The sequence below is a fragment of the Flavobacterium sp. FG68 genome, from assembly GCF_057808895.1.
In genome coordinates this window covers 84473-97552 of the sequence record NZ_JBMDIY010000021.1, presented here as the reverse complement: position 1 = coordinate 97552, position 13080 = coordinate 84473, and the positions used below count along the sequence as shown (strand labels likewise).

The window sequence follows — 13080 nt, the reverse complement described above, 5'->3', positions numbered from 1 at the left end:
CGCCTGTTGCAGCTGTGTACCAAACTATTGTTCCAACGGCTGGTGTGTTTACCTGTATATTGGCAACTGTTGGTGCATCAATTAAACAGAAGTCTTGTGTTGCATCTGTTGTAGTTGGTGTTCCCGGATCTGTTACACTTACGGCAATCGCTAATCTAACATTGCTTTCGCAGTTTGTTGTTGGATTTAGAATTGAAGCGTAGTATGTTCCTGTTGCTAAAGCAGTTGTAGTTGGAATCGCTGTTCCGCCTGTAGCAGCAGCATACCAAACTATGGTTCCAACGGCTGGTGTATTTACCTGAATGTCTGCAACGGTTGGCGCATCAACTAAACAGAAATCTTGTGTTGTATCTGTACTAGTTGGTGTTCCAGGATCGGTTACACTTACTGCAACTGCTAATCTTACGTTGCTTTCGCAGTTTGTTGTTCCGTTCAAGATTGAAGCGTAATAGTTTCCTGTTACTAATGCTGTTGTAGTTGGAATCGCTGTTCCGCCTGTAGCAGCTGTGTACCAAACTATTGTTCCAACTCCTGGCGTGTTTACCTGAATATCGGCAACTGTCGGCGCATCAACTAAACAGAAATCTTGTGTTGCATCTGTAGTTGTTGGTGTTCCCGGATCGGTTACACTTACTGCAACAGCTAATCTTACGCTGCTTTCGCAACCTGTAATAGCGTCTGTTGCCGCCGCATAATAAGTTCCTGTTGTTATTGCTGTTGTAGATGGAATTGCAGTTCCACCTGTTGAAACATTATACCAAAATACATTTGATTCATTTACCTGAATACTTGCAATTGTTGGTGCATCAACTAAACAGAAATCTTGTGTTGCATCTGTAGTTGTCGGTGTATTTGGGTCACTTATAATAATTACAGCATCTTGTAATGTTCCTGCAAGATTTTCACAAGTATTATCGCTGGCAACTGCCACGTGATAAGTAATTGGACTCATTGCTTTTGTTAATCCTACAGCGGTTAAAACACCTGCTGCATTGATTGTATACGTAACTCCTGCTATAACTGAACCATTTGTTATAGGCTGTGTTCTGGCTGCATCTAAATACCAGGTAAATACCGGATTTGTTAATGTTGGTGCAGTTGGAGTCAATGATGCTGGCACGCTGTGACAAACTGTTAAATCATCAACTAAAATATCATTTACAGTTGAAGGAGGCAGAATTGTGAATGTAATTTGTTTTCTGTCTGCAACTGCAGTTTCACAAAATTGATCTCCGCTAACTCCTACATAATAGGTATAAGTTCCCGGAGCTAATCCGTTAACGATTAACTGTGCAGTTGTTTCTCCAGCAATCAACTGAGCTGTAGTTCCGTTAAAGCTATACCAGTAATAAACCGGATTTGTTACAACTGGTGTTCCGCTTAAACTTGTTGCTAAAGTTACCGTTCCTGAAGGAGAACAAATTGAAGTTGTTGTTCCTCCATTTAAAGTAATATTTGTTAAAGCATTTACCGGAGCAGAAGCTTTGATTTCAACTGTTACTTCTCCTCTTGCAAAAGTTTCACAGCCATAACGTACTGGCTGAACGTAGTATTTATAGATTCCTGCTGTTAAACTGGCTGGTACGGTATAAGTAATTCCTGTAGCAAGTGCAGTTCCTCCTGTTGGTGCATCATACCAAATATAAGTTGAACAGGCTTCTTCGGGTATTTGAAGCGTTATATCTGTTCCCGGGCAGACCGTTATTTTATTATCCGGATCGGCTCCTATTACGGTTGTGTTTGCAACTCTTTCTACTGTATGAACTCTTAAGAAATCTAGTACTCCTGCAACTCCTCCCAAACGAATTCTTACTCTATCGTAAACTTCTGTTGGTGAAGTAACAAGTGCCACTGCCATTGAATTTCCTGGCAATAATCTTAAGCTCAATAATGTACTTGTATTTTGAATTGGAGCCCCAACGGCAACACTTCCTAAATAACGCTGAATCGTAAATCCTGTCAATAAATTAACATCTAAAAGTGCTCCCGGTTTTGAGATCACAATTCTTAGTGTATCACTTACAACAGATGGTGTTTTGAATTCAACCGTTAAATCGGCAGCAGCCAAAACTCCTAATCCGCTATACATTGTTGCAAAAGTTGTAATGTCATTGTCTGCAATATTCCATGCATCGTTTACTCCTACTGCAGTTGTGACAGCTCCAATTCCTAAATCAGCTGCGCCATAAAAGATATCGCGGATATCTCCAGGCGTACAAGCTACACTTGAAACTGATCTGTTATAATGTGCGTCGAATACTTTTGTATTTTGGGCTGCACTTAATAGTGAAGCTGACTGAATACGTATTCCGTCATAATCCTGCGGACCTGAAGCGTCTGAAGGAACAAAAGTAAATTCATAAGTGTTATCTCCAGAAATTAAATTCAATAAAGAACCTGATACAGACTGCATTGTTCCAATATCAACTCCTCCAATTGTTCCAATTACTGATAAATTTTGACCTACTGCTAATAAACTTAATTCAGAACCCAATTTAATAGTTACTGGTGTTCCTTTTGCAATTGGCGCCGGCCAAGTTAAATTTTGCCAGGTTGTGCCCACTCCTAAAAGTCCTAAACCTGTAGTAATTGTAGAGAATGTCTGCGGATTACCGTCGACTGCATTTGCTCCGTCAGTAACCGTTCCCGTAACTATTGATCCCATTGTTTGTGCAGTTGCATAAACTCTTTCTGTTAAAGATTGACAGTTACTAAGATCAATTACGTTAATTACTTTAGTTGCAGTTCTGGAACAAATTCCGTCACTGGCAACAACTGTATAAGTATAAACTCCCGGCGTATTTAAAACTCCGGTAGTAAATGTTGGGCCTGTTAAAGCATTTCCTTGCGGATCAAACCACGAAATTGTTCCGGTTGATGTCGCTGTTAACGTAACATTCGAACCAATATTTACTGATTCTGATGGATTTGTTACAACCAAACTCGGTAATGCATTTATTGTCACCGTTACAGATTGCTGTACCGAAGGACAAGTAACTCCGTTACCCTGAGCTAAAATTGAATAAACACCACTTAATGTAATATTAGCCGCAGCATCTGCAGTTATTACATTATTTGATGGATCATAAAAAGTATAAGTTGTATTTCCTGTGGAATCAAAATTAGTTATCGCATCTCCTAAATTGGCACTTCCACAACCTGCTAACGTTGCATTTACAGTTAAAACAGTAGTTGAAGGGAAGTTAACGGTTACTTGTTTTAATGATCCATTTACATTTTCACAAGTTCCGCCATTTAAGATTGATACGAAATAATTATAAGGTGTTCCTGCAGCATTTAAACCTGCTATAGTAAGTTCTCCTGTTATAGCATCTTTAGTAAATGTTACTCCCGGTTGAGCTGCTACAGTAGTTCCTGTTATAATTTCCTGAGTTTTATTTTGATCTGTATAATATTTAAACTCTGCTCCTGCAATTGTTGATGATGTTGGAGTTAAAACGGCACCTCCGGCACAAGTCGCCTCAACTGGAGTTGCAATTGTAACATCAGCATCTGTAGGAATTGGCAGTACTGTAACTGTAACAGCCTGACGTAAACTATTAATACAAGTTCCTCCACGAGTTCCTTCTAAATAATATGTTGTAGTAGAAGTTAATGGAAGCGTTGGATTAACAGCTACAATATTTCCGCCTGTTGGTGCATCGTACCAAGTAAAGGTTTCTGTACCTGTTGAAGAAGCGGTTAAAGAAGCGGTCTGTCCTGAACAAATTGGTACCGAAGCTCCTGTTATTGTTGCATTTGGAAATCTGTAAGAAGCATCATAAATATCTAAAGATACAAGTGCACTTAGTATTCCTGTTAATCGAACTTGTACACTTGTAAATGGACCGGCAGCAACAAAGCTTGCTCTAAAACGGTTACCACCTAAAAGCTGAACATTAACAAGATTGTTAATATTAGACTGATCTGCATTAGGAGTTACTCCATTAAAACTTTGTAAACTAATATTAGAAAGAGCACTAATATCCAGTAAACCAACAGGAATTCCCAACTCAACATCAATTATATCCCCTGCTTGACCCGGAGATGTAAAAGTTAAAGTTTGTTGTATGTAATCCAATAATCCTAAAGGAATTGTAAGTGTAGTTGCTGTTGCATTGTTACCGTCAACAGAAGCTGCGTCATTGGCTGATGTACATGTAATACAGCCCAAAACTACTCCTCCTCTTGCAATAGCCTGAGAGTTTGCTTGCAAACAAGTACTAATAGTATTTATTACAATTACATTAATAACTCCTCTTACTGGGTTTGCACAATTTGTTGCTACATCTACTGCCTCAACATAATAGCTTTTATTTGCTGTTAAAACTGGACTTGGTGTATACGTTTGCGTATTAGTAGCTATAGGTAAACCACCTGTTGCAACATCATACCAATTGTAGAAAACACCCGCAACCGGATTTGAAACGGATAACGTAACTGTTTGTCCAGATTGTATAATAACATCCTGAGAAGCAAAAGTTGGTACAGGAGGTAAAGGAGTTACCGTTAAATTTACAGCCGTACGTGTTGGTGTTGAACAACTTCCAATAACTGCTTCAACATAATAATTTGTATTTGCTGTTAAAGCCGGTGTCGTAAATGAAGTTCCTGTAAATACCAAATTTCCTCCAGATGCAGCATCATACCAATTATAAGTAGTACCTGCCACCGGAGTCTGAACAGTTAAAGTCGTTGTTCCTCCACTGCATATTGTTGATGGAGAAACATCGATTACCGGTAATACAGGATTATTTACTAAAACCTGAACTGGATTTCTTTCGCTATTAACACAGCCATTTCTTGTTATTTCAACATAATAAGTTGTTGCTGTTGTTAAAGCCGGAGTTGTAAATGCAGCTGTAGAAGCTAGTGAAGCTCCGCCAGTCGCAGCGCTATACCAATTAACAGTTTCACCAACTGCAAGAGCAGCAGTTAATGTTGTTGTTTGTCCGCTGCAAATGGTTGTATTTCCTGTTATAACCGGAGCTTTATATCTATAAGTAGCCTGATAAATATCTAAATTTGTCAGTACTGTTGCCAAACCTCCTAATCGAATTTCTACACGATCAAAATTGGCTCCGGCAACTACGCTTGCTCTAAAACGATCTCCGCTTAATAATTGCAAAGTAATTAATGGATTGTTAATTGAAACCCTGTCATTATTATAAGTTGCTCCATTATATGTTGCCAGACTAACTGCACCTAATAATGAAAGATCAGCTAATCCGCCTGGTAACTCTAATTCAACATCAACAATGTCACCCGTTTTACCCGGATTAGTAAATTGTAATGTCTGCTGAACCCATCCATTAATTAAACCAATTGGAACGGTAAGTCTCGCTGCTGTTGCAGGATTTCCATCTACCGAATTATTTGGATTTGTGGAACTACACAATAAACATAAACCATTTTGGGTAGTCTGCTGACTGCTCGCTTCAAGACATCCGCCTAAAGCTGCCGGCTGAACCGTAACGGTTATTGGAACTCTTACTGCACTAACACAACTTCCGTTTGGACTTTGAGCTTCAACAAAATATGTTTTTGTTGCAGTTAAAATAGGTGTTGTAAAAGTTGGTGTATTTGTTGCAACTGGTGTCCCTCCTGTAGGTACATCATACCAATTTAATTGTGCACCAACTTCAGAAGTTGTTGCGTTTAAAGTTGCATTTTGACCTGACTGAATCGTAACACTTTGTGTCAAAACAGTTGGTGTTGCAGGAACTGCTGTAGAAACTACATTGACTGTAGTACGCGTAGGACTTACACAACTTCCTATCGCACCTTCTACATAAAAAGTTGTAGTACCCAAAGGTACTGTAGGTGAATATGTTGTTCCTGTTGCCAAGGCTATTCCTCCGTTTGCAACAGAAAACCAGGAGTATGTTGTTCCTGGAATTGGGTTTAAAAGCGTTAAAGTAGTCTGCTGCGTTGCCCCTGTAGAACAAATAGCAGTTCCAGCGTTATTAACTGCTGGTGCAACTGGATTAGAAACATTAAGAACAACCGGTACTCGAACATTGCCTTCGCATCCGGCTGCACGGGAAATACCAATATAATAAGTAGTATTAGCATTTAATGCAGGAGTTGTAAAACTGTTTCCTGTTATTAATGGTGTTGTCGACGCTGCTGAGCTATACCATGCAAGTGTAGTTCCTGCAGCAGGAGTTGCTGTAAGGGTTGGTGTAGCTCCGGCGCAAACCGTTTGCGTTAAACCGCCGGCAACTGTTGGCTGTGCAAATTCTAATCGGACATCATAAATTCGTAAGCTGACTAAAAGACTTAAAAGTCCGCCAACCTGAATTTGAACCTGATTTGCATCACCTGTTAAAGTGTACTTTGCAACTGCTACAGTATTTCCTGAAAGCAAATTTAAGTTCAGGAGCGGACTATTTAAAGCCACACTTGAACCTACATTTACGCCAGACAATTTAGTTTGAAGAGATGCATTAGATAGCAATCCAACATCCAGCAAACCATTTCCTGTACCAAAATAAATTGCAATTTGATCTCCTGCTCTTGCTGTCTGGTTCAAGGTCAGTGTTTCTTCAACGAAACAGCCTACTCCAACAGCATTGGTCAGGGTTGCAAAAGTCGTTAAGCCCGCGCTGTCATAAGCGTTGGCCGGACTATCTACATTTAATCCTACGCACAATAATCCGCCCTGACTATTTGTTTGAGACGTTGGTCTGCAAATAGTCTGCGCAAATGAATTCGTGCACAATAAGAATAAAAATAATAGTCCGAATAATCTCTTCTGAAAGTTGAGACTACAAAAAGTAAATTTTTTTTTCATAATTTGGAAGATTAGAAAATGGACAATAAAATACCTGCTGCCATAAGCACGTATGCTTAGGCAATTAAAAAAAACATTAAAAATCAATTAGTTAAACTCTAAAACAAATCCTTAGCACATAAAGACTATAGTTTAAATTTTCATTAAAAAAATTACGTTGTGTCTAGTATACCGAAGTATACAATTGAGGTCTTTTTATTTTCTTCAAATAAAAAAAATCTCGAAACTTTTGGGAAATATTGATATACACCAATCTTCCAAATGAAGTGATTTGTTTAAAATTAATTTTCATAAAAGAAAATTTAAAGTGTAGGGGGGAGAATTTGAATTCAATAATATTTAACCAATTTCAAATAGAAAGTTGATTACTCTTTCTATGATTTTCATTTTAGATAAATCAAAACCTAAATTGAATCAATTAGACATTAAAGATTTGTCCACTAAAATAAAATTTAATGTACAACATGATCGTCTACGCAATGCAGACAACACTTTAAATATTTAGAATTGAATATTAAAAACTTTTGAAAAAAGTCTGTAACAAAAGAAGGATAATCAAAAGAGTGAAGAAGTTTGTTTTTCTTCAGAATAATAAAATATAAAGCTAAAATAATATGAAGACCTAATGCAAACTCAATAATAAAGAAAGTAAATGTCAGTTCCATAAGCAGGGCGATTAAAGTTATTATTATAAAGCCGATTCGATTATAATTATTACATAGTATATTTTGATCTTAAAAGTTCAACAGATAAATTTTTCTTGATTTTTATTGAAGAAAACCTAAAAAACATTTTGTTTAACTTTTGTATTCTAAAATTAAAAAAAACAAAAGAATAAAACAAGTATAAAATTCTTATTTTTTTGACGCGAAGTGAAAATTAAAAATTAGCTAATCTTTGTTAATATAAGAAAATACGGAGTTTTTAATAGATAAACATCCCATTTTTTCAAGGCTTAAAAATATTAACGTTTTTGTGTTAAAATTAATATTTGTAAGTTTAAAATTACAATAAAAATTACGCAATCGATTGATATTTAACAATTTTAAGTATGTAATGGTCTAAAATTTACCGAAATTAAATAAAATCTTAAAATTTTAATTATTATTACAAAACCGCGTAAAAATACGGGTATCAGAAAACACAAAAGTCTAAACAATAGTTAAAAAATTAAAAAAAGGATAAACAATTAACACAATTGCTTATCCTTTTATAATATTTTGAAAATGAACTTATTACGGCCTAAGATTCTAAAATTGTATTAATTTGAGTAAATAATTGTCCGTCACTTAAAAAAGCGCCCTGTTTGATCAATTCAAAAATAGAAGAATTTCTATCCTCAGTAAAGACCTTTTTCCCCACTTTCATTTCGATATTATCCGTAAACATATTATCACTAAGCCATTGCAAACCTTCTTTACTCAAAAAATCAGTTTCGGGTACTAATGACTTCAAAACTATTGATTGCACATAAGTATCAAAACAATGAAACAAAAAGATATGATTTTTTGAAAAATGCTCTAAAAATTCTGCCCTGCCCAAAACACCTTCCCAGATTAAATCTGAAAAAACATCCAGTTCCTGCTCTGCTACTTCTGGTTTATTTATTTTAAGAGAATCCCACTCTGCTTTATCTATTGCCTGAGTTGCTAAAAAACTTGCAAATTCTGCATGCAATTCATCAAACTGCTCTTTTGTTAATCTTGCGTACTTCATCTATTATTTATTGTTTAAACGCTTTAAAAAGAACTTTTAGTCATAAAAAAAAGCCCTCACAAATGCGAGGGCAAATTTATAACTTTTTTGTCATTACTAAAAAATGTATCTAACACCAAATTGAGCCTGCCATCTTGAGGTTAAACTAGCATCATAACTAAATGTTTTGGTCTGAGTATTATTAAAGGTATATGTTGGCGTATTTCCAACAACAGTTACCCCAATAGGCTGAACACTAGTTGGCACCTGAACAACGCCCCAATCAGAATTTAATAAATTTCCGAAATTTAAAATATCAATACTAAACTGAATTGTGTTTGTTTTTTCAGATGCCGATGAATATTTAAAATTATAATCCTGTAATAACTTAATATCACAACGTCCCCTCCAAGGCGATATAGCGCCATAACGCTCAGCATATTGCCCTCTTCTGTCTTTCATATATTTATCCTGCGAAATAAATTTATCAAAAGCTTCGCCCTGACCAGGCCCGCTAAAAGTCATTTGAGCAATTTCAGCCGTTGTTGGAATATAAATCAAATCATTTACAGTAGAACCGTCTCCGTTAATATCCCCTCCATACGTATAATTAAAACGTCCGCCCTGAGCATATTCAAAAAATGCAGAAACTGTAGTCGCCCATTTATCCTTTCCGTATTTCCATTTTTTTGAAGCTACGCCAATAAAACGATGGTTATCTCCATATTTTGAATTCGAAAGCACATCATTATTTACATTTCCTAAAGCAGGATTAAAAGAAAAAGCATCTCCGGTAATTTCTGCCTCAATAGAGTTAACGTCTTTTGATTTCATATAATTATAAGCAATACTTGCATACAATCCATTTACAAATGTTTTCTGCACTTTAACAGAAGCATTAAAAGCACTTCCTTTATCAGAATTTGTCATTACATATGCGTTATTCGCGCCATGATCTGCAGCCACATAAATCGGCCTGTTATCTACACCAGCCAATACTCCCGTTGGAGGTTTTAATCCCCAGTTCTGCACATGCACTGCATTAATGTCTTTATTAAGTGATAAATCCAGTGTTACAATATAATTGCTTTCAAATCTATGATCGTAACCTAAACTTGTTCTCCAAACTTGCGGCCATTTATAATCCGGATCCATAATTTGAAAAAAGCTGTCATCCGCGCCACTTACCTGATTTCCTAACCAAACAAACGGGATTCTTCCTGTAAAAATTCCAGATCCTCCTCTAAGCTGCGAAGTTGCATTTCCTTTTACATCCCAGTTAAAACCAATACGAGGCGACCATAAAATCCTGTCGCTAGGCAAATCAGTCGAAATCAATTTAACCGCTTGGCCTGTCTGCGGATTATAATAATCTATACTATTATCTCTTCCTGCTCCTCCGTTATCAGTATCTATATATTTTTGAATCAAATCTGCAGTATTAAAGTATAATGGTTTATCAATTCTTAAACCTAAAGACAATTTAAAATCATCGCTTACACTAATATCATCCTGAGCATAAAGCGCCCACTGCCCTACGTTTAACTCTGCCAGTTTCCAACCGCCGTCGCTGCCTACATCAAAGTTACTTTTTGAATTATAGATATCTTGCGCATACTGAAGATTTTGCGCAATAATACTTGTAGCATATGGTTTTGCCGCATCGGTCAAGAAATCCTGGACTGTGAAATAAGGTGTAAAGAATGTTCCTGCATAACCATTTGGATTTCCGAAATTATCATAACCCGCTAAATTGAAAGAATTTTTAAAAGCGAATTTTTCAAAAGAAGTTCCAAAAGTAAAAGCATGTTTACCAACTGTATAAGTTAGATTATCAGTGATTTGAATTACTTTTTGATCTAAAGTATTATTGATAGAAAATGGTTCATGACCTGCAATAATATAATTCGATCCTGCCCCATCCTGAATATTTATAACAGGCGCCGGAACAGAAAAAGGATCTCTGTAATCATTAAAATGAGTATAACCTGCCTGCAGTTTGTTCGATACCGATTCGCTAAATTTAGAATTCAACTCCACTAAAAAAGAACTCAGTTTATTATTGATTTGATATCCTGAATTTTGAAATTGTAATATAGAAGCATTTGGCCCTCTAAAACCTAAAGCTGTCGGGTGAGCCGGTTTATCTTTTGAAGCATCAAGAAAGTTATAAATAACCGCTAATTTATGATTGTCATTAATATTCCAATCTACTTTTATAATTCCTTTACTTGAATTTGATTCATGTTTAAATCCCTGATAAGCCCCAGTATTATAACCTAATTTTGCCAAAGCATCAGAAACGGCAATTAAATCCGATTCCAAAACTCTTGATTCATTAATTCCCGTAACGCCGTCATTATTATTGGCTACAAAATTAGAACCCAAATCACTTCGTTTATCAATTTCAAAATTCCCGAAAATGAATAATTTATCTTTAATGATTGGCGCTCCCAAACTAAATCCAGCCTGAGTCTGCTCTAATGAAGGTACAAATATTTTCTCTCCTTTAATTTTACTTCCCGTTAAATCCTGATTTCTGTAAAAAGCATAAGCAGTTCCGTGAATTTCATTCGTTCCCGATTTAGTAACCGCATTTACAGAAGCTCCTGTAAAACCGGACAATGTTACATCATAAGGAGCCGTAGCAACCTGAATCTGCTCAATTGCATCTAATGAAATGGGCTGAGCACCTGTTTGTCCTCCGGGAGTAGCAGCGTCAAGTCCGAAAGGGTTATTAAAAACTGCTCCGTTTAAAGAGTAATTATTATATTGATCATTTCTACCACCAAAAGATCCGCCGCTTGCTGTTGGCTCCAAACGGGTAAAATCTTCCGCCGATCTTGAAATTGTTGGCAGAGCTGTTAGCTCTCTCCTTCCAATTGTCGTTTCTGCACCGGTTTTTCCGCTTTTAAAAACTTTATCTTTTGAGGTGACTTTAACTTCTTCAAGAGTCTGACTTTCATCAGCCAGAAGTACATCTATATTAAATGGCTTTCCTAAATCCAGATATATGTCATTATATTCCTGACTTTGATATCCAACAAAAGTTACCAAAATCTTGTAAGGTCCGCCAATTCTCATATTCAAAATATTAAACCTTCCATCTTCATTGGAAACGGCAGAATATTTAGTTCCAGTTGGAGTATGAACCGCTAAAATACCAGCTCCCGGTAATAGTTCATTACCTGAACTCTTTACAATACCTTTTATACTCGACGTTGTAGTCTGTCCTGTAGCTGCTGTGAACGCCAAAACACATAACATTAATGCAAATAGTTTTTTCATTTTCCTGGTTTTGAGTGAGTTAATTCCCTCAAAATTAGGCAAAAAAAAAACCACTCGTAAGAGTGGTTTTTATATTTTATTAACAAGAAGTTAACAAAATGTTATTTTTCAGCGATAATCTCGTATGGTAATTCAACGATAACATCTCTGTGTAAACGGATGCTAGCTGTATATTTTCCTGTACGTTTTACGATACCACTAGTGATGAATTTTCTATCAATAGCGTTACCTGATTTCTCTAAAGCTTCAGCAATGTCGATGTTTGTGATAGAACCAAAAAGTTTCTCTCCACCAGCTTTTGCAGTAAGTTTAATTTCAAGAGCTTTTAAAGTTTCAGCTAATGCTTTAGCATCAGCAACAACTTTAGCTTCTTTATGTGCTCTTTGTTTTAGATTTTCAGCTAAAACTTTTTTAGCAGAAGGAGTTGCTAATGCAGCAAAACCTTGAGGAATTAAAAAGTTACGACCATAACCAGGCTTTACAGATACTACATCATCTTTAAATCCTAAGTTTTGTACGTCTTGTTTTAAAATAAGTTCCATGTTGTTGTCCTTATATTTTAGAAGTTAGGTTCTGCTGAACAGAAACCAGCGACTAGAGTTTTTAATTATTTTAATAAATCGGCCACGTATGGCATTAAAGCTAAGTGACGAGCTCTTTTTACAGCTACAGAAACTTTTCTTTGGTATTTTAATGAAGTTCCAGTTAAACGACGAGGAAGAATTTTTCCTTGCTCATTTACGAATTTTAATAAGAAATCAGCATCTTTATAATCGATGTATTTGATTCCTGATTTTTTGAAACGGCAATACTTTTTAGTTTTGTTAGTTTCAATGTTTAAAGGCGTTAAATATCTGATATCTCCGTCTTTTTTTCCTTTTGCAGATTGCTCTATTGTAGACATAATGATTAAGCTTTAGTAGATTTTAATTTTGCTCTTCTTCTCTCCGCCCATGAAATAGCATGCTTATCTAAACTTACAGTTAAGAAACGCATAACTCTTTCGTCACGTCTAAATTCAGTTTCAAAAGCAATTAGAACTTCTCCTGATACTTTGAACTCAAATAAGTGATAAAAACCACTTTTTTTGTTTTGGATTTCGTAAGCCATTTTTTTAAGACCCCAATCCTCTTTTGATACCATTTCAGCTCCTCTGCTAGTAAGAAATTCTTCAAATTTCGTTACTGTTTCCTTCACCTGAACCTCAGATAAAACGGGATTTAAAATGAAAACAGTTTCATAATGATTCATAAATAAAAAATTTATTTGTTAAAATTGGGTGCAAAAGTAACCATTATTTT

At 35.9% G+C, this 13080-nt stretch carries 6 protein-coding genes; all 6 read right to left on the bottom strand.

Translation table 11 applies throughout. From position 1 onward, the window contains the following. On the bottom strand, nt 1-6796 hold a 6796-nt coding region (locus ACODSB_RS14660), incomplete at its 3' end, for an Ig-like domain-containing protein (protein WP_488937600.1). A 1242-nt stretch (nt 6797-8038) separates the two neighbouring features. Beyond that, the gene (locus ACODSB_RS14655; RefSeq protein ID WP_488937599.1) at nt 8039-8512 is read right to left on the bottom strand and encodes a DUF6495 family protein; all 474 of its coding nucleotides are present in this window, start codon (nt 8510-8512) and stop codon (nt 8039-8041) included. 96 nt (nt 8513-8608) lie between these two features. Continuing rightward, nucleotides 8609-11779, bottom strand: coding sequence for a TonB-dependent receptor (locus ACODSB_RS14650; RefSeq protein ID WP_488937598.1), 3171 nt, complete (start codon nt 11777-11779; stop codon nt 8609-8611). A gap of 101 nt (nt 11780-11880) precedes the next feature. Continuing rightward, entirely contained in the window at nt 11881-12321 is a 441-nt protein-coding gene (rplI, locus tag ACODSB_RS14645) for a 50S ribosomal protein L9 (protein ID WP_053473459.1), read from the bottom strand. 65 nt (nt 12322-12386) lie between these two features. After that, on the bottom strand, nt 12387-12683 hold the full coding sequence (gene rpsR / locus ACODSB_RS14640; RefSeq protein ID WP_002987043.1) for a 30S ribosomal protein S18: 297 nt from the start codon (nt 12681-12683) through the stop codon (nt 12387-12389). A 5-nt stretch (nt 12684-12688) separates the two neighbouring features. After that, nucleotides 12689-13030 carry a 30S ribosomal protein S6 gene (rpsF, locus tag ACODSB_RS14635; protein WP_041518692.1) on the bottom strand — a complete coding sequence of 114 codons (342 nt, stop codon included), beginning with the start codon at nt 13028-13030 and terminating at the stop codon, nt 12689-12691. Between the last annotated feature and the right edge of the window lie 50 nt (nt 13031-13080).